18 protein-coding genes are annotated in these 23,762 nt (G+C 34.3%); 11 read left to right on the top strand and 7 right to left on the bottom strand.

Annotated elements, in window-relative coordinates; genetic code table 11:
• Window positions 1-8 precede the first annotated feature (8 nt).
• Together ITJ86_RS10685 and rlmB are read left to right on the top strand one after the other, a co-directional pair.
• Window positions 9-1,652 carry a RagB/SusD family nutrient uptake outer membrane protein gene (locus ITJ86_RS10685; RefSeq protein ID WP_195871635.1) on the top strand — a complete coding sequence of 548 codons (1,644 nt, stop codon included), beginning with the start codon at window positions 9-11 and terminating at the stop codon, window positions 1,650-1,652.
• Between the two features lie 133 nt (window positions 1,653-1,785).
• On the top strand, window positions 1,786-2,520 hold the full coding sequence (gene rlmB, locus ITJ86_RS10680; RefSeq protein ID WP_195871634.1) for a 23S rRNA (guanosine(2251)-2'-O)-methyltransferase RlmB: 735 nt from the start codon (window positions 1,786-1,788) through the stop codon (window positions 2,518-2,520).
• A gap of 69 nt (window positions 2,521-2,589) precedes the next feature.
• On the opposite strand, the gene ITJ86_RS10675 is transcribed toward rlmB, so the two are convergent.
• Window positions 2,590-3,354, bottom strand: coding sequence for a rhomboid family intramembrane serine protease (locus ITJ86_RS10675; protein WP_195871633.1), 765 nt, complete (start codon window positions 3,352-3,354; stop codon window positions 2,590-2,592).
• Window positions 3,355-3,504: 150 nt separating this feature from the next.
• Here ITJ86_RS10675 and ITJ86_RS10670 point away from each other — a divergent pair, with 150 nt between their 5' ends.
• On the top strand, window positions 3,505-4,782 hold the full coding sequence (locus ITJ86_RS10670) for a replication-associated recombination protein A (RefSeq protein WP_195871632.1): 1,278 nt from the start codon (window positions 3,505-3,507) through the stop codon (window positions 4,780-4,782).
• A 19-nt stretch (window positions 4,783-4,801) separates the two neighbouring features.
• Here ITJ86_RS10670 and ITJ86_RS10665 read toward each other — a convergent pair whose 3' ends face one another.
• The 4 genes from ITJ86_RS10665 to radC form a co-directional block, all read right to left on the bottom strand.
• Window positions 4,802-5,614 (bottom strand): hypothetical protein, encoded by an 813-nt coding sequence (locus ITJ86_RS10665; protein ID WP_195871631.1) that lies wholly within the window; start codon window positions 5,612-5,614, stop codon window positions 4,802-4,804.
• A 10-nt stretch (window positions 5,615-5,624) separates the two neighbouring features.
• Window positions 5,625-6,308, bottom strand: a complete 684-nt coding sequence (locus ITJ86_RS10660) for a YjjG family noncanonical pyrimidine nucleotidase (protein ID WP_195871630.1) — start codon at window positions 6,306-6,308, stop codon at window positions 5,625-5,627.
• The gene (locus ITJ86_RS10655) at window positions 6,308-7,603 is read right to left on the bottom strand and encodes a polysaccharide deacetylase family protein (RefSeq protein ID WP_195871629.1); all 1,296 of its coding nucleotides are present in this window, start codon (window positions 7,601-7,603) and stop codon (window positions 6,308-6,310) included. Before ITJ86_RS10655 ends, ITJ86_RS10660 begins: the two co-directional genes overlap by 1 nt.
• A gap of 96 nt (window positions 7,604-7,699) precedes the next feature.
• Entirely contained in the window at window positions 7,700-8,398 is a 699-nt protein-coding gene (gene radC, locus ITJ86_RS10650) for a RadC family protein (RefSeq protein ID WP_195871628.1), read from the bottom strand.
• Window positions 8,399-8,495: 97 nt separating this feature from the next.
• On the opposite strand from radC, the gene ITJ86_RS10645 reads away from it, so the two are divergent.
• From ITJ86_RS10645 to ITJ86_RS10615, 7 genes are all read left to right on the top strand, one after another.
• On the top strand, window positions 8,496-9,086 hold the full coding sequence (locus tag ITJ86_RS10645; RefSeq protein WP_195871627.1) for an FMN-binding negative transcriptional regulator: 591 nt from the start codon (window positions 8,496-8,498) through the stop codon (window positions 9,084-9,086).
• A gap of 11 nt (window positions 9,087-9,097) precedes the next feature.
• Window positions 9,098-9,505: a hypothetical protein gene (locus ITJ86_RS10640; protein WP_195871626.1), complete on the top strand. Its 408-nt coding sequence runs from the start codon at window positions 9,098-9,100 to the stop codon at window positions 9,503-9,505.
• Between the two features lie 61 nt (window positions 9,506-9,566).
• Complete coding sequence (locus tag ITJ86_RS10635; RefSeq protein WP_195871625.1) at window positions 9,567-10,454, top strand: dienelactone hydrolase family protein; 888 nt, start codon at window positions 9,567-9,569, stop codon at window positions 10,452-10,454.
• Window positions 10,455-10,542: 88 nt separating this feature from the next.
• Window positions 10,543-11,487 carry a tRNA dihydrouridine synthase gene (locus ITJ86_RS10630; RefSeq protein WP_195871624.1) on the top strand — a complete coding sequence of 315 codons (945 nt, stop codon included), beginning with the start codon at window positions 10,543-10,545 and terminating at the stop codon, window positions 11,485-11,487.
• Window positions 11,488-11,607: 120 nt separating this feature from the next.
• On the top strand, window positions 11,608-12,168 hold the full coding sequence (locus ITJ86_RS10625; RefSeq protein WP_195871623.1) for a hypothetical protein: 561 nt from the start codon (window positions 11,608-11,610) through the stop codon (window positions 12,166-12,168).
• Window positions 12,165-12,614 carry a hypothetical protein gene (locus ITJ86_RS10620; RefSeq protein ID WP_225037007.1) on the top strand — a complete coding sequence of 150 codons (450 nt, stop codon included), beginning with the start codon at window positions 12,165-12,167 and terminating at the stop codon, window positions 12,612-12,614. The genes ITJ86_RS10625 and ITJ86_RS10620 overlap by 4 nt, the downstream gene beginning before the upstream one ends.
• 225 nt (window positions 12,615-12,839) lie before the next feature.
• The gene (locus ITJ86_RS10615) at window positions 12,840-14,684 is read left to right on the top strand and encodes a PLP-dependent aminotransferase family protein (RefSeq protein WP_195871621.1); all 1,845 of its coding nucleotides are present in this window, start codon (window positions 12,840-12,842) and stop codon (window positions 14,682-14,684) included.
• A gap of 75 nt (window positions 14,685-14,759) precedes the next feature.
• Here ITJ86_RS10615 and ITJ86_RS10610 read toward each other — a convergent pair whose 3' ends face one another.
• Entirely contained in the window at window positions 14,760-16,118 is a 1,359-nt protein-coding gene (locus tag ITJ86_RS10610) for a UDP-N-acetylmuramate--L-alanine ligase (protein ID WP_195871620.1), read from the bottom strand.
• Between the two features lie 306 nt (window positions 16,119-16,424).
• On the bottom strand, window positions 16,425-17,342 hold the full coding sequence (locus ITJ86_RS10605) for a tetratricopeptide repeat protein (RefSeq protein ID WP_225037010.1): 918 nt from the start codon (window positions 17,340-17,342) through the stop codon (window positions 16,425-16,427).
• Between the two features lie 239 nt (window positions 17,343-17,581).
• Here ITJ86_RS10605 and ITJ86_RS10600 point away from each other — a divergent pair, with 239 nt between their 5' ends.
• Complete coding sequence (locus ITJ86_RS10600; RefSeq protein WP_195871618.1) at window positions 17,582-23,677, top strand: alpha-2-macroglobulin family protein; 6,096 nt, start codon at window positions 17,582-17,584, stop codon at window positions 23,675-23,677.
• Window positions 23,678-23,762: the final 85 nt, after the last annotated feature.

The raw sequence follows: 23,762 nt of genomic DNA, 5'->3' as shown, positions 1-23,762 counted from the left end.
TATATATCATGTTAAGAAAAATAAAAATAACACTATTAGTAGGCCTCGCTCTTACTGTAGCCTCGTGCGAGGAAGATTTCTTGGAAACATCACCTACAGATGCGATATCTTCTACTGATGCCTTAGCTACTGCAGACAATATGGCTTTGATACTAAATGGACTGCACCGTTTACAGTATGCACAGCCACAAACCTTAATTTCGGGAGGTGACAGTTACAGATCTGGTAACCATTATTGGGTACCATTAGGAGATAATATAGCAGGTGCCTTAATTCATTCTGCATCTTCTAATAATTTAGGCTGGCAAGATGAAGCAAGATGGACGTCACATTCACAACAAACATCACTTACAACTGAGCAATTATGGTACCAACGCTACCACGTTATTGCTAGTACCAATGCGATTATTAATAAAGCTTCAGACGGAAGCATTCCTGAAGATGACAGATTGAGAGAGATACTGGGACAAGCATATACTTACAGAGCATTTGCTTACCACGATTTAGTGACGCATTATGCTAAAGGCTACTTAATTGGAAACCCTTCTACAGATCCTGGTGTACCATTATTATTTGCTTCTGAATCACCTTTTGAGAGTGAAGCTAGATCTACAGTTCAGGTGATTTATGACCAATGTAAAGCAGATATTGATACGGCAATTTCTTATTTTGAAAATGCAACACCAAGACCTACAGGAGATCCTAAGCATAAATCACAACTTAATATAGATGTTGCTTATGGGATTAAGGCTCGTATTGCTTTAGCTAGTGGTGATTGGACTACGGCTGCTAGTGCAGCTGCATCAGCTAGACAAAATTATCCGTTAATGGGAGAAGAAGAGTATAAGTCTGGGTTTAATTCTAATAACTTATCTGAAGTCATCTGGGGAAGTAATAATATAGGAACGGAAACGACATTTTTCCGATCGTACTTTTATTTAGCTAGTAATACTTTTAATGGTAGTCAAGTTAGAAACAATCCTAAACTGATTGACAAAAGGTTATACAATCAAATTCCTGATACGGATTACCGAAAAGACTTATTTTTAGCCGACGCACCTAACACTAATACTTCTGCATCTAATGGAGAAGGCGGTTTTGGCAATGATCCTAATTATACAGATGAAGACGCATTTAACGATAGACGCGATGAAATTCGTTCTCAGTATGGTTTATCTTCTAGTTTTAATTTACACCCTTATATGCATGTAAAATTACGTAATGCAAATGCTGGAACTACAGATCCTGATGATATCATTTACATGCGTTCATCTGAAATGTATTTAATTGAAGCAGAAGCAAATGCTATGATTCCTAATATTCCTGCAGCACAAGCTGCCCTACAAACTATAGGAGAAGCTAGAGATTCTGCCTTCGATGCTACTGTTTTTAATACTCAGGCGAGTTTATTAGAGCAAATTAAGTTTCAACGTGGTGTAGAGTTATATGGTGAAGGTTTTAGTTATTCTGATAAAATTCGTTGGGATGAGGGTATAGACCATAGTGCCAATGGAGGTTCTGGTGCATCTCAAACATTATATCAAGATGGGTTTATACAAGCAAAACCTTCTGTAAATGATGCATGGATTTGGAAAATTCCTCAAGCTGAAATTGATGCTAACCCAAATTTAACACCAGGTGATCAAAACTAAACAACACCTTTAAGCGATTACAGGTATTAAATAAAATCTCCAGCAGTAATGTACTGTTGGAGATTTTTTAGTTTACCAACGTATCATTCAAAATAATTAACTTATTAAAGAATACTTTGCATAACTTTGCAGCATGAAAAACGAAACTACCATTTTTGGAATTAGAGCCATTATTGAAGCTATAAAATCTAACGAAACAATTGATAAAGTTTTTATGCAAAAAGGGCTTAACGGAGATTTGTTTCAAGAATTAGAGCAAGCTATACGTTCTGAAGGAATTAATTCTTCATATGTTCCTGTTGAAAAATTAAATCGACTAACCCGCGGAAACCATCAAGGAGCCGTTGCTCAAATTTCACCAATAGGATTTCATGATATTGATGATTTAGTAATGAGCGTCATTGAATCTGGCAAAACTCCTTTATTCCTTTTGTTAGATCAGTTAAGCGATGTAAGAAATTTTGGTGCGATTGTTAGAACAGCAGAATGCACTGGAGTCAATGGTATCATTATTCAGAAAAAAGGTGGAGCTCCTATTAATGGAGATACGATTAAAACAAGTGCTGGTGCTATTTTTAAAATGCCCATTTGTAAAGTAGATCATATTAAAGATGCTGTTTTTCATATGCAATCTTCTGGAATTAGAGTCATTGCTGCTACAGAAAAAGCTGAGCACTTTTTATACGATGTGTCGTTTAAAGAACCATGTGCCATCATTATGGGATCTGAAGGAAGAGGTATAAATCCTTCGGTTTTAAAAGTTGTAGACGACCAAGCAAAACTCCCCATATTAGGTGAGATTGAATCTTTAAATGTTTCCGTAGCTTGTGGTGCATTTTTGTATGAAGCCGTGAGACAACGCAGTTAGTCTTTAGTAAAAATATTCAACCATTTCTTATCTTCGATTACGATAATATTAGTTTGTGACTTTTAAAATCTAATCATCCCTGTTCCTAAAAATGTAATTGACCTTTGGAGTTTCAACTTCTTTTGTTTCCGGTTTTATTTCAATTTCAGATTCCATTTCGAGGTCTTCGGGTTCAAACTCAATAAAATTACCGTCTTTGTCAAAATGTTTCATAAACGGATCATCATCTTCATTATAATCGGGTTGCTCCCATTTGTAACGTTCTGGTTTTGCTACTTGTTTTCTGAATATTAAGGCAAATACCAATCCGGTAATTAAACCACTTAAATGGCCTTCCCAAGACATTCCACTTTTTATAGGAAATACATACCAAATCATGCTTCCATATAAAAAAATAACAACTAACGACAATGCAATTAGTCTATAATGTTTTGCAAATATCCCTTTAAAAAACATAAAGCTAACTAAAACATACACCAATCCACTTGCTCCAATATGATTTCCAGAGCTAGCAATAAGCCAAGTCATAAATCCTGAAAGCAAAATACCAAAGCCTATAACGCGCCAAGCAATTTTATTATAAAAGTAAAACAAGGCAACCGTGAGCACAAAAAGCGGTACAGAGTTATTATAAAGATGATTAATATCCCCATGCAAAAACGGACTTGTAATAATGCCTAAAAGTCCTTCTAGTTTTTGTGGCCTAACACCAAAAGATTTTATACCACTATCCACTCTAACCTGATACCAAAACACCAACCAATTAACAAACAGAATCATCAACGGATAGATGATGATGTTGTTAGAATATTTAAAGTGTTGTGGTTTACTCATTTTCAAATTTAACGAAAGCAGTTCAAATTTGAATCCAAAAATGGATAGACTGAAATAATGGCAGAACCCTAAAATTTTAGCTATTGTAATTTTAATTGAATTTCATTGATTTCATTAAACCATCACAAAAGCATTTCGTAATTTTGAAATATGAATACTCCATTAGCAGAACGATTACGACCAAACACCCTTGAGGACTACTTAAGTCAACAACATTTAGTGGGTAAAGATGGTATGTTATACCAACAAATTAAAAGTGGAGTTATTCCTTCTATGATATTTTGGGGACCTCCTGGCATAGGGAAAACTACCTTAGCAAATATTATTGCACACGAATCTGATCGTCCGTTTTTTAAATTGAGTGCTATTAATTCTGGTGTTAAAGATATTAGAGAGGTTATCGATAAGGCCAAGAAAAGTGGTGGCATGTTTACCACCAAAAATCCTATTCTGTTTATTGATGAAATCCATAGGTTTAGTAAGTCGCAACAAGATTCATTATTAGAAGCGGTTGAAAAAGGTTGGGTAACTTTAATCGGAGCCACAACGGAAAACCCAAGTTTTGAGGTTATTTCTGCCTTATTATCTAGATGCCAAGTTTATACTTTAAACGCCTTTAGTAAAGCAGATTTGGAAGCCTTATTAGAACGTGCTCTAAAAGAAGATTCTACGCTTTCTAAATTAAATATTGAATTAAAAGAAACCGAAGCTTTACTGCGTTTATCTGGTGGTGATGCTAGAAAATTACTTAATATTTTTGAATTGCTTGTTGCTTCATTTGAAGGTGATAACATTATTATTTCTAATGATCTGGTGACCAAACAAGTGCAAAATCAAGCGGCCCGTTACGATAAAACCGGAGAACAACATTACGATATTATTTCGGCATTTATAAAATCGATTCGTGGAAGCGACCCAAATGCAGCAGTATATTATTTAGCGCGAATGATTGAAGGTGGAGAGGATGTAAAATTTATTGCCAGACGCTTACTAATTTCAGCTAGTGAAGATATTGGAAATGCCAACCCTACAGCTTTAGTGATTGCTAATAACACGTTTCAGGCTGTGTCAGCCATTGGCAATCCTGAATCACGAATCATTTTAAGTCAATGTGCAACCTATTTAGCGAGTTCGCCAAAGAGTAACGCCGCCTATGAAGCTATTGGAAGAGCTCAACAATTAGTGAAAGATACTGGAGATTTATCAGTACCAATTGCCATGCGAAATGCACCAACGAAACTTATGAAAGAATTAGGATATGGTGATAACTACAAATATTCGCACAATTACGAAAACAACTTTGCAGCGCAAGAATTTCTACCAAAAGAAATAGCGAATACTAAGTTATATGACCCTGGCAATAATGCTCGAGAACAAGCCCAACGCAATCATCTAAAAATGCTTTGGAAAGATAAGTATGGGTATTAATCTTGAGACTGTTAAGATATTAAAATTTAATATTTAGAATTTTTTCTGAAGTTACAGTGCCGTCATTCTCAGAGTAAATCCACTCTCCTTCTTTTTTAAAAACGATTGCACTTTTGTCTTTAACAATAAAAACATCTTTCGCTGAAGAATTCAACAAAATCATCACAACCTTTGGTTCTGAATCTACCAATTGAAATCCATTTGTAACAGCCTGTGCGTAGTAGAGTTCAGATGTTATAGTATCTGTTGATTTAACCGCTAAAGTTGTTGATTCTTCCTTTAGTTTTGTATTAGTTTCTTTCACTTCCGAAGTCTTTTCAGTATTAACAATTTTCTTTTCAGGTTGCTTGTCTTCATTAGGCTGTACTTGTTTCGTTTCAGTTATACTAGTGTCCTTTTCAACATACTCATAATCCATGTTTTGAAAGGTTTCAAAAGCATCGCGTAAGGCTTCATTGTAAGCTTTTCCGTAAGCTTTTAATCGCGACTCACCAACTTTAGATTTTATAACCTCTTCATTAAAACAATCTTTGAGTGTAATTACCAGTTTCGTTGAAAACAAACCTCCTTCATCATTAGATACATCAACCGTTAATGCTGAGCAACGATCTTTATTTGAATCACCTGAAAACTCATCAATAAAATAAGCGTCGTATCCATATTTATTAAATAAAAACTTGGCAAGGGAATTTAATTGATACTGATCATCTCCTTTAGAAAACTCAAACGCTTTTGGTATAAGTATGTATTTATAATCATTAATATTTTTTTGTGCATTTCCATAAAAACTTAGGATTACAAATGAAACGGTAAAAAGTATTTTCTTAAACATTCTTTTATTTTTAAAGGTGATTTAGTAGCATTTTTAAATTGGTAATGCGTTTAAATTTATGATTATTATGAGCGTCCTTATAGTCAAAATGAATGGTATCCATCCCAATATTATGAGCGCCTTCAATATCGGCTTCAATATTATCTCCAATCATTAAACTTTCGGTTGCTTTTGCTTTAGCCAAATCTAAGGCAAAATTAAAAATCTTAGGGTTAGGTTTTTTAACCCCAACCATTTCTGAATTTGTAACGGTTTTAAAGTACTGTTTAATATTTGAAGTGGTTAATTTTTTATTTTGTGCACTGTCAAAACCATTCGTAATTATATGTAATTCGTATTTATCCTTAAGGTAATCTAAGGTATCAAAAGCACCATCAAATAAATGATTAAATGTTGTTAACTCATTAATATACGATTCAGATAAGTGATGAATCATATCGTCTTCTATGGTCACTCCTACTCCATCAAAAGCTTCCTTTAATCTCCCATATCGCAATGCCGATTTCGTCACTTTTTCTTCTCTATAAAGTTTCCAATATTTAAAATTAATGGGTTCATAAATCGGTAAAAAGTCATTGAGATTAACATCAATTTTATTCAAATTAAATATCTTTTCGAACGTTAAACTCGAATTTTTATCAAAATCCCAAAGCGTATGATCTAAATCAAAAAATATATGTTTTATCTGTTGCATTAATCTGCAGATTCTAATATTAAATTAAATAGCGATCTAAACCCTTTCCATCGATCTAAATCACCAAATGAATAGTTGTGAAATATAGGTGTAAAAGTACCATTTACAGCTTTCACCTCCCTAATTATTTTTTGTAAATGTTCTGTTTTATCTAATAGCGAATTATACTTTAAGAGTCCAAAATCTAAACAATGGTATGGATTAATTTGCAATGGTGTTTGTACTTCGTAATCTAAATCGTAAAACTGAAAAGGCGTACAAGTACCTGCTCTAAAACCCATGGTATTTACGTAACCCATAGTAAAATCTTGATGAACCTCTAATTCTACTAAATTACGATACGATGTTGGCAAATTTAACTTAGAAAACGAATGACGAACAGCTGTTAAATCAGTATGTATTATAGATTCCATTTTAAGCTTTTCCTTTTTAAGGATAGAAATATCATTTAAAGAAAAGTATGATGCTTTTAACCCAACATCACAATAATCAGCAACCGATTTAATCAGCGATACAAAGTCTTTTTTATTCGTGTTTATATTTTTATCGTAGGTTGAATAGTCACCAATTAGAAAGAGTACCATAAATTTAAAATCGTACTGCTTTTGCTTTCTAATAATCCACTTAAAGGTATTATGTGGGTCGCGTTTAAAGCCAAAAAGTACCAAATAGCGAAAATACAACTGCTTTAATCGTAACCGCCTAAGATCATTTAATGTACCTCCAATAGTTCTCAAAAGCCCTTTATTTCTATAATAATATGCCATTGGCACATCTATAACTGGCTGTATCTTATAGTGTCTTTCTGGAAATTGATACTCTGGAAAACGTACACTCAACACATCTTTGAGCTTATAGGCCCAAATATCTACAACAGGTTGTTGTAAAAATTTATGCTGGAATGCGAGACTTTCAGATGCTAAAAACCGACCATAATCATCCTTTACATGTGGTAAATATTCCTCATAACGACTGAGTAAATAAAAGGATGCCGCAAAAATATCGAAAGGTAAGTCGCTTCGTTCACCAGTACTGAAAAACCCTTTGGTATTTTCCCATTGCTGAACTTGAATATTAATATCAGATAAACCCGTTTCAAACAACAAGTCGTTACTTCTTACAAACAGTTCATTACTTAATGGTTGCTTTGCATAGGACATTTTAAGGCTGTCGTGCGCTATAAAGTCTTCAACTTTAGACGTAAAACTAACTTCTATACCCAAAATACGTTTGCATATATGCTTAAACGTATAGGTAACGCGTGGTGTAATTTTATGTGTGTAAACTAATAACATAGGGTTTTGCAAATTCCAAAAAGTTAAAAATAACAAATTCCGATGTTGAAATTACTCTTTTGGTATTTAGTTTTTGATATTCGCAATTTAACATTTCTACAGCATGTTTTCATCTGCAAAACTATAATAAGCATTTTCTGTAATAATTAGATGATCTAAAACCGAAATATCCAAACTTTGCGCTGCTACCTTAAGCTTTTTGGTAATATCTTTATCTGCCTGACTTGGTTTTAAAGTACCTGATGGGTGATTATGACACAATATTAAACCAGTCGCACCAACCTCTAAAGCGTTTTTAAGTACTAAACGTACATCGACTAAAGTACCCGTAATGCCACCTTTACTTAGTTGTTTTTTTTGAATAATTTTATTTGAGTTATTAAGATATAATATCCAAAATTCTTCATGAGGTAAATCTCCAATAATATGTTGCATTACATTATTAACCGATCGGCTCGATGAAACTTTATCTAACTGCATGGCATCTTCTAACCGACGACGTCTCCCTAACTCCAAAGCCGCAACAATAGAAATCGCTTTTGCTTCACCTATGCCTTTAAACTCCATTAATTGGGCAATAGAGCGTTTTCCTAAGGCGTTTAAATTATGGTCTACACTAGCAAAAATACGTTTACATAAAGCCACAGCGCTTTCGTCTCGGTTTCCAGACCCGATTAAAATAGCGATCAATTCCGCATCACTAAGTGCCGTTTTACCTTTGTCTCTTAGTTTTTCTCGTGGCTGATCATCTTGCGACCAATTTTTTATTGAAAATGAAGTTGATTTATCTGCCATGCATTAAAGATAAAAAATTGTAAATTTCGAGTGTCATTAAATTGATTTAAATTCCATATTGAAAATAACTTTTTAAAATTCAACAGGCTAAAAACACATGAATTATCCACCACAACACCATCAAGATAACGACAAAAATCATTTAATAGAAGTGATTAAAACGTATCCTTTGGCGACGGTAATTTCTATACATAACAACCAACCACTAATTACACATTTACCCTTAATTTATGACGACGGTAAACTTATTGGGCATATTGACATTAACAATCCACAGGCTAAATTACTAAAGGACAGCAATGATGTAACCCTTATTTTTAGCGGTCCAGAATGTTATATTTCTCCGAGTATTTATTCTACCACGCAACTTCCAACATGGAATTATATTAAAGTGCATCTTAAAGGTAAAGTTGATGAAAATACAGATAAAATGGCGTTAAAAGAATCGTTGATAACTATGACTGAATTTTTAGAAGCACCAGAACATAAGTATATTTTAAATGCAAATAATCCACGTTTAGATAAAAATCTTGATTATATTGTAATGTTTGAAATTACTATTACCCAATGGGAAGGCAAATTTAAACTGTCGCAAGACAAGAAACCTACCGATATTACAGCTGCTCGCGAGGAGTTAGTAAGATCTAATCAAGAAAGTATTAAACAATTTTTAAATAACATATTTTAAACCCAAATACTATGAAGTATCTATTTACATTTTTTATCATTCCGTTCTTTTTACTGAATACCACAACACAGAAAGAAAATTTTGTTGGTAAATGGCTTGGTGAAGACCAAAGCGAAATTGGTTATTTAATTTTTGACACTGAAGGTTATGCCGCTTTTGAAATTGAAGGGCAAGTTATGGGCGGTAAAGAGTTCTATATGAAAGGCAAAAAAGGTAAAATGACATATTCTATTAATTATGATACAAAACCAATTGAAGTCGATTTTACACTTACCAAAATAGAATCTGGAGAATCTAAAAAAATTCTTGGAATAGCTGAGTTTACAGACAAAAACACATTGCAGTTTAACCTGAGTTTTGATGCCGCTAGACCAACTGAATTTGGTGAAGATTCGATTGTATTAAAACGTGTTCAGTAATATGAGCCACTCATTTTTTGAGTTTTAAAGACTGAAACTATGTAATTAAAAACACAACATCATGAAAGACGTAAAAAAGGAAGACATTAAACAAGAAGTTTTTGATTTATACGATGACTACGCACATAACAAACTCAACCGCAGACAGTTTGTCGAAAAACTTGGTTTATACGCCGTTGGTGGCTTAACGGTATCGTCTTTATTGAGTTTTGTGTCGCCTGATTACGTGAATACGTTGTTAGTACAACCAGACGATCCTACTTTAGATTCAGACTACATAACTTATGAGTCGCCAAAAGGAGGAGGTACCATAAAAGGTTTATTGTCTCAACCAAAGGACAACAAAACCAAGTTACCAGGAGTTATTGTTGTGCACGAAAACAGAGGTCTCAACCCTTATATTGAAGATGTTGGCAGACGTACAGCTAAAGAGAATTTTATTTCCTTAGCACCTGATGCTTTAAGTCCACTTGGTGGTTACCCAGGTAATGATGATGATGGTAGAACCATGCAAAGAGAACGCAACCAACAGGAAATGCTCGAAGATTTTATTGCAGCATATCATTATCTTAAAAATCATAAAAACTGTGATGGCAATGTTGGTGTTGTCGGTTTTTGCTTTGGAGGCTGGATTTCAAATATGATGGCTGTTAGAATCCCAGAATTGGGCGCTGCAGTTCCTTATTATGGAAGACAACCAGAAGCTAAAGATGCGGTAAAAATTAAAGCTCCACTTCTACTTCAATATGGAGAGTTAGATACTAGAGTCAATGCAGGTTGGCCAGCGTTTGAAAAAGCACTTATTGAAAACGACGTAGACTATGAAGCTTATATTTATCCCGGAACTAATCATGGTTTTCACAACAATACCACACCAAGATATGATAAGGAAGCGGCAAAATTATCATGGGAACGCACGATTGCATTTTTTAAGAAACATTTGAAGTAACAAACCACTTCTGTTCATCAGAATAATACAATTGTTTTTCGTTATTTAGCGACTGCAAATAAAGTCAACATTTTCATCTAAAAACGAAATGCCAATAACACTTTTATCATCACCATTACAAGGCTTTACAGACTTCCGGTTTCGGAATGCCTTTAACCATTATTTTGGTGGAATTGATACGTTTTATGCACCATACATTCGATTCAACAAAAAACTAATCATAAAGAATTCTTACCAACTCGATTTACAACTTGAAAACAATTCTACACTCGAAGTCATTCCGCAAATTATGACCAATAGTGCTGATGAATTTTTATTTACAGTCGATTATATTCAAGAATTAGGGTACAAGGAACTCAACTGGAATTTAGGTTGTCCGTATCCGATGGTCACCAATCGTGGCATGGGTTCTGGATTGATTTGTGATCCGGAAAAAATCAATCATATTTTAGATCGTGTGCATTCTGAAACTGATATTTTAGTGTCCATGAAAATGCGAATGGGTTACGAAAATCCGGAAGAAATCTTACACACCTTTCCTATTCTAGACACCTACCCTTTAAAAAATATTGCCATTCATGCACGTATTGGCAAACAGCTTTATAAAGGTGGAGTAAATCTTGATGCTTTTGAAAAATGTATTGAAAGCACCAAACACAAATTATATTATAATGGAGACATTACAACGGTTGCCAAACTAAAAGAAATGCAAACGCGTTTTCCTAGTATCGATCATTTTATGATTGGCAGAGGTTTAATTGCAGATCCGTTTTTACCAAGTATGATTAAAAACAACACTACTGAATACCCAGAAAATAGATGGGAAATTTTTAGAGAATTTCACGATACTATATATCAGCAATACGACGCTGCACTCTCTGGTCCAACACCAATTAAAATGAAAATGCAAGGCTTCTGGGAATACTTTTCACAATCATTTTCTAACCCTCAGAAAGCATATAAAAAAATAAAAAAAGCCAATAATCCTAGAGCCTACCAACAAGCTGTTTCTGAGATCTTGAAAAACAAATAGCAATTAAGCTAAAAAAAATAAAAAAAACACAACATACAATTTGTCTTCCTAGAATTTTCTTAGAACTTTGTAACTGCTACATTATCAAACGTAATTCCAAGATAAATCTAAATATTCTTAATGAGAAAACATAAAGCCATTCGATTTTTAATGGTTATTACTGTTGTATTTGTGCTAATTACATTTTTAACTATGATTGTAAAAGAGCACTACGGTACAAATACAACCATAATTATTACGGCTATTTTTATAATACTAACCTTACTTTTAGGTTATCGGTATTTAGATTTACATCACGAAGATTATGCTTACGAACGCGTCGCAGTAGTCATTTGGGTTCCTATTGGAGCTGTACTGTGCTATCTTTTAAATGTTAATGCTGGTTTAGGCCCTATTTTGTCTATGGGAATTGTAGGCACATTAGCATCGTTTGCTCCATCTTTAAATAAGAACTCAAACTATTTAAAACAAATTCCTGCAAGTATTTATTGTGGTGCCTTTGTTGGCATGTCTAGTGTAGACACCACACCAAATATTGGTTTTGTTCTTGCTGCAGGCACTTTAGCAGGATTATTTTTTATGATATCAAAAAACTTATTCCTAGGTGTTGGGGGTAAATTGGGAACCATGGCCTTTGCGGGTGTCACTATGGCAACATTAATTTATTGGATCATCGTATGAACATCATTATATTAATAGTTACAGGAATAATAGGTGCAACGCTAACCCATTTTGTAAGTGAACAACTCAAATGGGGAGCTGTAAAAGCATCTGCCATACTATCATTAATCGTAGGATTATTTTTTTATTGTTTTCCGGAGCTACTTAACAGTTATTTAGATGAACATATTCCTATTGTATTTGTTGGCACTTCATTTATTGGTATGGTTTCTTCAAAAACGTTAAAAAGTTATCCGTTGCTTGCCATTTCAGGAACTATATTCGCTGCTATCTACATTAACAAAAATCATGTTTTTGATGGTTATGGCGGAGCACTTGGCGCACTTGCTTTCATTGCATTATTGGTGACTATGGGATTTGCAGAAGCTGTATCAAGACCAAACAAGATAACACTTAAGGTATCGGCTATTTTGCAAAAGATTTTCAGCAATAAAGACACATCTTAATCTAACGTTTAGTAGGAAAAACAAGAATGCTTATAGCGTAGTATTGATCATAACTTCAACAACATACTTAAACAGAGTTCAGCCCTTCGACCTCTCATTTATTTTATGTCACTTTTCTTCGTAAAACACAAGTTATAAGAACTATTGTAAACCAATAAACCTCTTGTAAGGTTTTAAAGAAACATCTAACTAACGTATCTTTACCACCCAGTAAAATTGGAAATTATGCAAGATCAAAATAGTCGCAATTATATAGAAAACGTATTAGCGCAAATGCCATTAGATTGGTTAAACCTAACAACCCATCGATTAGATATTTATAACGAAGCGTTGGCTAAAACCGAATTTTTAGACCAGTTTGAAACCTTATATAAAAACAATAATTCAGAAACTTCTGCGCTTAGTGCACTACCAACTGCATACGATTATATTCGTTTAGGCCATCCACTTTCAAGTGTTTTAGAATGGGGAATTGCCAAAGTAAATGGGCTAAAATCAGAAAATGCAATAAGTTTTTCGTCTCAGACGGCTCCCATTTTGGCGATTTTAAGACATAATTTACTGAATCATAAAAACACGCAGATTATTTACAATGATAAACTACCATCTTCTTTTGATGCGGAACTGATAAAACGTGTCTATGGATATAATTTTAAGTTAGTGCAAACTGATGATGTAAAAGCTATCTTAAAATTTAAAGGCAGTACTATATTTATAGCACAACCTAATAATATTTCAAGTATTGAACAAAATGCAAATATTGATTTTCAAGTTAATTTGTATCAAAATCTTGGAAGTGTTTTAATAGTTAACAATAAGGAAAGTGAAGATTATATTTCCGATATTCAACACGTAAGACGTCGCGAAACAATTGCTATGACACCTTCAAATTCATTAACTGCTTTGAAAGCTTTTGTTGCTCAGACGTCTATAACAATTAAAGACAACAATTCAGACGCCCATAAAGCGAGTGTTATAAAATCACTTAAAGAAATTACCGCAACAACGGCAAAACCATTAGTAGCGTCAAGTGGTTTGTCTATGCAATATGCCATTATGATGGGATTAGTTGATGTTGCACAAGAGAACCATAGTGGAAAGGCCATAAAATTTATTGTACCTCCTAATTGTTATGGCGGCACCAATGACCAAGCAAGACGTGTTGCAGCATGTTTAGACCATGTAGAAGTGGTCGATTTACCAGTTGATGGTGACAACGATATGGTACAAAGTATTGATGCCGTTTTAACTAAAGTAGCGCTCCAAGATGCCATACCTTATATTATTGCCGAAATACCTACAAACCCAAGAGTTGAAGTCCCTAATTTAGAAGATTTAAAGTCGGCCTTAAGCAAAAAACGAAAAACGGCGGATGGCAATAATGCTATTGACCCTGTATTTATTTTAGACCAAACCTTCTGTCCTAACATTCACTTTTTAGGTGAAGGTGACATATTATCAACCGTAAGAACGATTTCTTATGCAAGTGGTTCAAAATTCCCAAGTGGTGGAAAATGTACTGCTGGGTATTGCGTGGCAAACAACAAAGCTGAAACGTTAATTGATAGTATTGAACGTCATTTAACCTTATGTGACAATGAAGCAACCGATCATCAATACGAGATACTAGCAAAGCAATTGCCTTCTATGAATCAAAGAATTGCGGAAGCCTACAAAAACACACGAGAATTTGTCAATTTTATTCATGACGTGTTACCTGAAGCAAAAATCAATTTTGTCTCAGAGGAATTAGCATCACAAGGTTTTACACCTTCTGTCTTTTCGTTAGACCTTCCTACAAAAGGAGAAACGGCTGAAGAAAAGGAAACCTATAAACGTGCTTTAAATCATAAGTTAATCCAGATGATGATTACAGAAATTCCTGACGAAAGTAAGTATTGCGTTAGTTATGGTCAGTTAAAAGGCTGTTATTGGACGATTCCTGCAACCTCAACACAAGGCACCACTAAAGAAGGTGATAAGGATTATATTGCAAGAGTTTCTCTGTCTCCAGATTTAGATTTGGAACAGCATAAAAACGTGTTTTTGGAATTTGTAGAGCATATATAATTAAAAAATGGTGTCTTCCATTCGCAAACACCACTATGAATCGCTCAAAAACAGGCTCTTAAAACAATAAGACTCCTACTTTTGTAGGAGTTGTTTAACCTCCCCAAAATCTAAACCGCCATAGTTACCAGAACTCATCAACAACAATGACTTATTTTCAAAACTTTGAGAGAATAAAAAGTCTTTAAATTCTTCTGGGTTGGTGTAGATAATTAAATCATCGCGCTCAAAAGCATTTGCTATTTGGTCTTTAGTAACCTCTTCTAATTTTTTAATTTCAACGGCATGTGGTGAATAGAATACTACAGCAACATCTGCTGCGTCTAATGCACCTTTGTACTCTTTTAAAAATTCAGCATTTAAGCTACTGTAGGTATGTAATTCTAAACAAGCGACTAAAGTTCGGTCGCTAAATTGTTCTTTTACGGCTTTGGTTGTCGCTTCTACTTTACTTGGCGAGTGCGCAAAATCCTTGTAAGCGACGCTTGTTTTAGATTCGGCAATTTTTTCTAAGCGTTTGCTGGCTCCTTTAAAGGTTGAAATCGCTTCGTAAAAATCATCTTCATCGATTCCCATATGTTGGCAAATCCATTTGGCTCCTGCTAAATTGTTTAAGTTGTGCGCTCCAAAAACTTCAATAGGCATTGGACCTTCTGGTGTATCTAATAAGGTTTCTCCATTTTCAACAGTGTATTCTGGAGTTTTATAAGCAATCTTACGAATCTGATTTTCCGAAGCTTCTACGACACGTTTTACTTCAGCATCTTCTTCATTATAATTAATACTTCCACCTCTCACAATAGAATCCACAAAAATGCTAAACTGCTCAACATAGTTTTCATAGGTTGGAAATACATTAATATGATCCCAAGCAATACCGCTCAACAAGGCAATATTCGGTTTGTATAAATGGAATTTTGGTCGTCTATCAATTGGCGAACTTAAGTATTCGTCACCTTCGAGAACGATAAAATCATTGTCCTCGGTGAGTTTTACCATCACGTCAAAACCTTCGAGCTGTGCTCCTACCATATAATCCACATCTTTATCATGGTAATGCAGCACATGTAATATCATTGAGGTAATCGTAGTTTTCCCATGACTCCCTCCAATAACGACTCGTGTTTTGTGTTTGGATTGCTCGTATAGAAATTCAGGGTAACTGTAGATTTTTAAGCCGAGTTCTTGGGCTTTTATCAATTCAGGATTATCAGCTTTAGCATGCATTCCTAAAACAATAGCGTCTAAATCTGATGTGATTTTTTCAGGATACCAACCGAATGTTTCCGGTAACAAACCTTTAGCTTCTAATCGTGATTTTGACGGGTTAAAAATAGTATCATCACTTCCTGTGACCTTATAACCTTTATTGTAAAGTGCCAAGGCTAAATTGTGCATTGCTGCACCACCAATTGCTATAAAATGTACGTTCATGTAACAAATATAATAGAACTTGAACTTGAAACCGAAAATGAATTTGAAAAACTATTACACAAAGATACACGGAGAAGGCACGAAGATGCGAAGAGAAAAAAGTAAAACTTATAAAACAGTTAAATTATGTAGCTCCTTGTTGAAAACTTGATGTTATTTCTCGCGAAGTCTTTAGTTTTTCGTGTTTAAAACTTATGGATTAAATTAATCAACTCAATAAACAATTATCGAAAGTGATTCCACAACCTTTGTTTTTCTTTGCGCCTTTGCGTCTTCGCGCGAAAACAAAGCCCCACCTTTAAAAGCCTAAATTGTCTCTCTAAACTCCTGAAAAACTTCAATGTCAGGCAAACCAGCAATCGCCTTATCTATCCAAACGAATGCTTCTTTCCTATTGTTTCTATGTTTATAAATTTGTGCCAAACGGTAATAGGCCCATTCTTTAGGCACACCATCTTGAGCCGAATGGTTAGACAAATACGTTTTAAGGCATTTTTCACCTTTTTCTAATTGAATATTATAATCTGCGCACACCTTACCAATTTGATAGTGCATAGCATTCCGCTGATGCTTACCTTTAGCTTCTTCTAAATTCCCTATAGCTTTTTCGGGTTGTTTTTGACCTTCGTAAAATTTAGTTAACTTTTCATAACAGGTCACTGATCCACCAACTTTTATGGCCAATCTGTAATACTTTTCGGCTAGTTCTGGTTCATCATCATATTCGTAAACATAACCTTTTGCCAAGTAACCATCTACCTTAGACAAGTCTTCTAATTGCTGTGCGTAACTCAAGGCTTTTGAAAAACTACCTCCTACAATACCTGGCAAAGACACATACAATTCTACCAATGCCCAACGTGCATCGATATGACCTGGATCTAACTGAGCTGCTTTATGAAACGAATCTTTGACATCGCCAATAATTCCGAGCGCTCTAATTTTACTAATACTCAAAGCTTTCATACCCAAAGCACCACCATATTTGTAATGGTAATTAGCGTTTTGTGGTCGTTTTTGTTTCAAAATTTGATACTGTGAAATGGCATTATCCCATTTTTCCTGGTAACCATACGCATCACCTAAAAGTTCAATAGCCTTTAAATTATTGGGATTCGATTCTAAGAATTCGGACATTTCGGTCTGTGCTTTCACAAATTCCTTATTAGAAATATGTGTTTCAGCATTCTCAATAGACGCTTGAGAAAAACATATCGAAGTCATTAAAAAGACAATCAGATTTTTATACATAGAAACATTATCTTTTGCGAAAATACAATTTAATAACGCTTAGTTTCCTCAACAAATTGTTAACTTCACTCATAAAACTAAAACATTAACTCATTCTGACTTTTTTTGGAATGCATTTTGTAAGTATTTTGCTTAAAACAACAGAATATGTTTGTATCGAAATTAACACAAATAGATTCTCTAAAAAGATTACCGCTTTTGCGGCCCACAATATGAAACACTATATATCTCTACTTATGCTCATTTGCTTCGCTTCTTTTTCTTATGGTCAAACGCATTTTGAAAATGATTGGAAAAAAGTGGCTAAACTCGAAAACGAAGGACTTACCAAAAGTGCTTCAGATTTGGTAGAAACCATTTATCAGAAAGCTGTAAAAGCGGAAAACACACAACAACGAATCAAAGCGCTTTTGCATATTAGCAAATACATGTTAACGCTTGAAGAAGACGCACAACTCAATATAGTAAATCGTTTTAAATCTGAAATTAACAGCACAAAAGACACCGTAACTCAACAGCTTTTAGAAAATATGTTAGCCACTATGTATTGGCAATATTTTCAGCAAAGTCGTTGGCAATTTTATAATAGAACAAAGACTACAGAAAAAGTAAGTGATGATTTTAGAACTTGGGATTTAGAAACGCTGTTTGCTGAAATTCACACCTATTTTCAAAGCTCGCTTCAAAACGAATCTATACTTCAGCAAGAAGAATTGACCAACTACACCTTACTTTTAAACGAACAAGAAAACTCAAAAGACGTTCGTCCCACCTTATATGATTTATTAAGTCATAATGCTTTAGAATTTTATAAAACAGACGAAAACAGTATTTCACAACCAGCTTATAAATTTACAATTGACAACCCTCATTTTATTAGAGATAGCGACGTTTTCATCACTATAGATTTACAGTCTAAAGACACTTTATCATTACAACGGAATGCTTTAAAAATTTATCAAAACCTATTAAAGTTTCATCGTAAAGACCGAGTATCAAAAGCTTTTGTTGCTGTAGATATTGAACGTTTAAATTTTGTTGCACAACACGCTGTATTTTCCGATGTAGATAATCAGCTTCTAAAAACTTTAGAGTTAACATCAAACGATTTAAAAACGTCGGCTTTATCTACCTTATATAGTTTTGAAATTGCTACTATTTATAAAAAACAAGGAGATGAATACAAAAACACCCTTAAAGACAACGAAAGCAATACCAAAAACCGTTGGAAATTAAAAGAAGCAAAAGCATTGTGTAATTCGGCAGTATCAAAATTCCCTAACAGCATTGGTGCTAAAAAATGTGAGGTTTTAATTGCTCATATCCATAAGCCAAGTTTACAGTTACAAACCGAACGGTTTATAGGCATTGAATCACCTTCAAAACTATTAGTAACCTACAAAAACTTAGAACAATTAAATTTCGAGATTTATAAGGTTTCTCAAAAGCAATTAGAAGGTTATAATGAGTTATATAGAGTAGATCATAAACAGGCATTTTTTAAAAAATTGAGTCCAATTGAATCCTTTTCAAGCGTGTTAAAAACAGAAGGAGACTATCAAAATCACAGTACTGAAATTGTATTACCAAACTTAGCCAACGGATTATATCTCATTAAAGCAAATACTGAATCTCATTATGACGTTTTTGCAACTGCTCATGTTCAAGCCACCAATTTGGCCTTGATAGAAAGCTCTAAAAACGATACGTATTTATACCAAGTTATTGATAGATCTAACGGAAAGCCTCTAGTTCATACCAAAGTAGAATTATCATATACAACAAACCGAAACAAAGAATTAACCAAATCATTCACAAGCAATCGCTTTGGTAAATTTGAATTTATAAAAGACAATAACTATTATAGAAATGTTCAAATTAAAGTTGACGCAAAAGATGACATAGGTTATTTTGGAGACTATTATATCAACCGAACCTACAGACAAAACAAAAACAAAGACACTCAATACAGAAATTTTCTATTCACAGACCGCAGCATTTACAGACCAGGACAAACGGTTTACTTTAAAGGCATCGCTACCAAATCTAAAGATGGAAAAACAGAAGTTTCAGCGGATGAAGCTGCAAAAATCAGATTAAAAAATGTTAATGGTGAAGTCGTTAGTGAAATGCTACTACAGACTAATGCATTTGGGTCAGTACACGGCGAATTTATTTTACCAAATGATGGTTTAACAGGCAATTACACCATTGTACTATTTTCAAATAATTCTGCTTACGCCACTATTTCAGTTGAAGAATACAAGCGACCAAAATTTAAACCCGAGTTTCAACCCATTACAGAAACCTTTAAAGTAAACGACAGTATTACCGTAAAAGGAACTGCAGTTGCCTTTGCTGGAAGTACTATTACCAATGCCAAAGTGGTATATCGTGTAAAGCGCAATGTGAGGCTTCCAAGTTGGTATTATTGGAGGCGTCCTTATTTTAACGCAGAACCACAAGAAATCACCTTTGGAGACACAAAAACAAATGAAAACGGTGAATTTGAAATTACCTTTAAAGCGCTTCCCGACGACAGTGTTTCAAAAGATAATCTTCCTATTTTTAATTATGAAGTTACAGCAGATATTACAGATATTAATGGAGAAACACGCTCTACTTCAACTATTGTAAACGTTGGATATCATGCCATGACACTCAATATTGTGTCGCCTCAAAAGATTGATAAAGAAACAAAAGACATAGAAATCTCCTTAAACTCACAAAATCTTAACGGTCAATTTGCACCAGCAAAAGGTGAATTAAAAATTTATAAATTAAATGCACCAGACCGTATTTTAAGAACTAGACCTTGGGAAGCACCAGATTATCAGACGCTTTCTAAAGAAGAATTTATAAAATTGTTTCCTCACGAACCTTATGATAACGAAGGACAATTAACCAATTGGACAAAAGGAGACCAAGTTTTTAGTACCCAATTCGATACTGAAAAAGAAAAAAACATCACCTTAAAGAAACTGAACAAATGGGCTTCTGGACAATATATTATTGTGGCTGAAAGCAAAGATAAATTTGGGCAAGTTGTAAAAGATCAAATTTATACGTCGCTTTTTAGTGATAGAGACAAAACGCTTGCCAATAACCAATTATATGAAGCACAATTAGACCAAGAAAGCTATGAAACCAATTCCATGGCTAAATTAACCTTGGGTTCTGCAGCAGAAAACATCACTATTACTGTTGAAATTGAAAAGGACAATACCATTATAATGACACAATTGGTTACGCTAAACAATTCTAAAAAAACGATAAGCATTCCTGTTTTGGAAAGCGATTTGGGAGGTTTTGCAATTCATACATCGTTTGCAGCTTTTAATGAGTTTAAATCTCAAAGTTTTAATGTGAATGTACCTTATCCTAAAACGGATTTAGAAATTGAAACCACAACATTCCGAGATAAACTACAACCAGGACAAGATGAGACCTGGAGTTTTAAAATTAAAGGCCCAAAAGGCGATAAAGTTTCAGCTGAATTATTAGCGAGTATGTACGATGCATCTTTAGATGAATTCAGAACACATAACTGGAGTTTCAACCCAATTAATAACCCTGTTTATTATGGCAGCATCAACAAAAATTCTAGACAGAGTTTTGGGACTACTAACTTTAGAGTTTTCAATAATTTTAAAATCTCGAGCCATTATCCTAGCCAGAGACGTGTTCAATTAAATTGGTTTGGATTTTATTTTGGGAATAACCGTTACTCAACTAGAGGTTATACTAAAATGAGATCAATGGCTGCACCAGAAGCGGTTATGATGGTTGAAGATGAAATGGCTTTAGAGGAAGTATCAGATGCAAGTTATGATTATGATGAAAAGTTTGCTAATGATGAAAAATGGAATTCACAAAATTCGGATTCAGTTTATAATATTTCAAAAGGTCAATTTGAAAAAATTGATAACTCAAAAACAGACAACATCCAAATCCGAAAAAACCTAAACGAAACCGCCTTCTTTTTTCCACAATTGCAAACCGACAAAGAAGGTAATGTCAGCTTCAACTTTAAAGCACCAGAAGCTTTAACGAAGTGGAAATTACAATTATTAGCACATACCAAAACGTTAGAAAGTGCCACCACTCAATTACATGCTGTAACGCAAAAAGAATTGATGGTCATTCCAAATGCACCACGTTTTTTAAGAGAAGGCGATGACATTACGATCAGTACAAAAATTGCCAATCTTACAGAGAAGGAATTATCTGGAGTGGCTCAATTGATCTTGATCGATGCCATAACTGGTAAATCGATTGATACAGAGCTATCAAACTCTAGTAACACATCACCTTTTCTAGTTGATGCGAATGGCAATACGCAAGTATCTTGGCGTTTGAATATTCCAAAAAACATTCAAGCCGTCCAATATAAAGTAACTGCAAAAGCTGGCGATTTTAGTGATGGTGAACAAAACGCCTTACCGGTTTTAAGTAATAGAATGTTGGTAACAGAAACGCTTCCGATGTGGATTCGTTCTAATGAAACAAAGACGTTTACTCTAGATAAGTTGAAGAATAATACGTCCACGACTTTAACCAATCATAAGTTGACTCTAGAAATGACGTCAAATCCTGCGTGGTATGCAGTTCAGGCGTTGCCTTATTTAATGGAATATCCTTACGATTGCAACGAGCAGACATTTTCGCGCTATTATGCGAATGCTTTAGCACAACATATTGTAACATCGAATCCTAAGATTGAAGCGGTTTTTAACCAATGGAAATCGACAGACGCTTTATTGTCAAATTTAGAAAAGAACCAAGAATTGAAATCATTGCTCATAGAAGAAACACCTTGGTTACGAGATGCACAATCTGAAACCGAACAGAAAAAACGCATCGCCTTGTTGTTCGATTTAAATAAAATGACTAATGAATTACAATCGGCTTTAAGAAAACTAAAAAACAATCAACACAGTTCTGGAGCTTGGCCTTGGTTTAATGGTGGACGCGATAATCGTTTTATCACGCAACATATTGTTGCTGGTTTTGGACATCTTAAACAACTAAATGTCATTCCGACAAAGCGCAGCGACGAGGAATCTCAAATGATTAGAAATGCCATTCAATACTTAGATTCCGAATTCATCCAAGAATATAAAAACATCAAAAAATACAACAAAGATGCAGATTTAAGTAAAGACCATTTATCACATACACAATTGCATTATTTATACACACGAAGCTTTTATCCTGAAATTAAAACGTCGAGTGAAGTTCAAAATATCATGGATTATTACCACGGTCAGATCCAAAAGTATTGGTTAAAACGTTCATTATATGCTAAAGGTTTGATGGCTTTAACCGTGAACAGGATAAACGATACCAAAACGGCAGGTAAAATTGTAAAGTCTTTAAAAGAAAACAGTATTACGTCTGAGGAGTTAGGCATGTATTGGAAAACCAACACCAACTCTTGGCATTGGTACCAAGCACCAATCGAGAGCCAAGCTCTCTTCATAGAAGTATTTTCGGAAGTTGGTCATACGATTCAAAGCGAAGCGAAGAATCTCGAAGACATCGACAACCTCAAAATATGGTTACTAAAAAACAAACAAACCAATCGTTGGAAAACCACTAAAGCAACCACTGAAGCTGTTTATGCTTTACTATTACAAGGTAGTGATTGGCTGAGTGTCACAGACCAAGTGGACGTTATGGTGGGTAACGAAACCATTTTACCTGAAACATTAGACAACGTAAAAGTAGAAGCCGGAACAGGGTATTATAAAACCGCTTGGAATGGCTCTAAAATACAACCAGAACAAGCCAACGTCACCATCACGAAAAAAGGAGAAGGTATTGCTTGGGGAGCATTGTACTGGCAATATTTTGAGGATTTGGATAAAATCACCTCAGCAGAAACACCTTTAAAATTAAGCAAGAAATTATTCTTAAAATCGAATACAGATACAGGTGAAGAAATTACTGAAATAACGACTGAAACTAAATTAAAGGTCGGTGATTTAGTGAGAGTAAGAATAGAGTTAAGAACAGATCGTTCTATGGAATTTGTGCATCTTAAAGATATGCGTGCTGCTGGTTTAGAACCTATAAATGTATTATCACAATACAAATGGCAAGATGGTTTGGGTTATTATGAAAGCACCAAAGATGCCGCCACCAATTTCTTTATGGATTATTTACCAAAAGGTGTTTATGTGTTTGAATATGATTTACGTGTGAACAATGCTGGTGACATGAGTAATGGAATTAGCACCATACAAAGTATGTATGCACCAGAATTTAGCAGTCATAGTGAAGGGGTTCGTATTGTGGTGGATTGATTTTGTCGTACAAAAACTCAGAGGCGCAACCGAAGTTACGAAAATTATATGGTGAAGATTTATACATAAAAAAGAGGTTTCAAAT

The sequence above is a fragment of the Winogradskyella marina genome, assembly GCF_015645385.1.
GTDB classification, from domain to species: domain Bacteria; phylum Bacteroidota; class Bacteroidia; order Flavobacteriales; family Flavobacteriaceae; genus Winogradskyella; species Winogradskyella marina.
This window is presented reverse-complemented; position numbering and strand designations above follow the sequence as displayed.

What these genes read in the sequence shown, in the direction of transcription:
- ITJ86_RS10685 (WP_195871635.1), top strand. Translation starts at nt 9, where the DNA reads ATGTTAAGAAAAATAAAAATAACACTATTAGTAGGCCTCGCTCTTACT.
- rlmB (WP_195871634.1), top strand. Translation starts at nt 1,786, where the DNA reads ATGAAAAACGAAACTACCATTTTTGGAATTAGAGCCATTATTGAAGCT.
- ITJ86_RS10675 (WP_195871633.1), bottom strand. Translation starts at nt 3,354, where the DNA reads ATGAGTAAACCACAACACTTTAAATATTCTAACAACATCATCATCTAT.
- ITJ86_RS10670 (WP_195871632.1), top strand. Translation starts at nt 3,505, where the DNA reads ATGAATACTCCATTAGCAGAACGATTACGACCAAACACCCTTGAGGAC.
- ITJ86_RS10665 (WP_195871631.1), bottom strand. Translation starts at nt 5,614, where the DNA reads ATGTTTAAGAAAATACTTTTTACCGTTTCATTTGTAATCCTAAGTTTT.
- ITJ86_RS10660 (WP_195871630.1), bottom strand. Translation starts at nt 6,308, where the DNA reads ATGCAACAGATAAAACATATATTTTTTGATTTAGATCATACGCTTTGG.
- ITJ86_RS10655 (WP_195871629.1), bottom strand. Translation starts at nt 7,603, where the DNA reads ATGTTATTAGTTTACACACATAAAATTACACCACGCGTTACCTATACG.
- radC (WP_195871628.1), bottom strand. Translation starts at nt 8,398, where the DNA reads ATGGCAGATAAATCAACTTCATTTTCAATAAAAAATTGGTCGCAAGAT.
- ITJ86_RS10645 (WP_195871627.1), top strand. Translation starts at nt 8,496, where the DNA reads ATGAATTATCCACCACAACACCATCAAGATAACGACAAAAATCATTTA.
- ITJ86_RS10640 (WP_195871626.1), top strand. Translation starts at nt 9,098, where the DNA reads ATGAAGTATCTATTTACATTTTTTATCATTCCGTTCTTTTTACTGAAT.
- ITJ86_RS10635 (WP_195871625.1), top strand. Translation starts at nt 9,567, where the DNA reads ATGAAAGACGTAAAAAAGGAAGACATTAAACAAGAAGTTTTTGATTTA.
- ITJ86_RS10630 (WP_195871624.1), top strand. Translation starts at nt 10,543, where the DNA reads ATGCCAATAACACTTTTATCATCACCATTACAAGGCTTTACAGACTTC.
- ITJ86_RS10625 (WP_195871623.1), top strand. Translation starts at nt 11,608, where the DNA reads ATGAGAAAACATAAAGCCATTCGATTTTTAATGGTTATTACTGTTGTA.
- ITJ86_RS10620 (WP_225037007.1), top strand. Translation starts at nt 12,165, where the DNA reads ATGAACATCATTATATTAATAGTTACAGGAATAATAGGTGCAACGCTA.
- ITJ86_RS10615 (WP_195871621.1), top strand. Translation starts at nt 12,840, where the DNA reads ATGCAAGATCAAAATAGTCGCAATTATATAGAAAACGTATTAGCGCAA.
- ITJ86_RS10610 (WP_195871620.1), bottom strand. Translation starts at nt 16,118, where the DNA reads ATGAACGTACATTTTATAGCAATTGGTGGTGCAGCAATGCACAATTTA.
- ITJ86_RS10605 (WP_225037010.1), bottom strand. Translation starts at nt 17,342, where the DNA reads ATGACTTCGATATGTTTTTCTCAAGCGTCTATTGAGAATGCTGAAACA.
- ITJ86_RS10600 (WP_195871618.1), top strand. Translation starts at nt 17,582, where the DNA reads ATGAAACACTATATATCTCTACTTATGCTCATTTGCTTCGCTTCTTTT.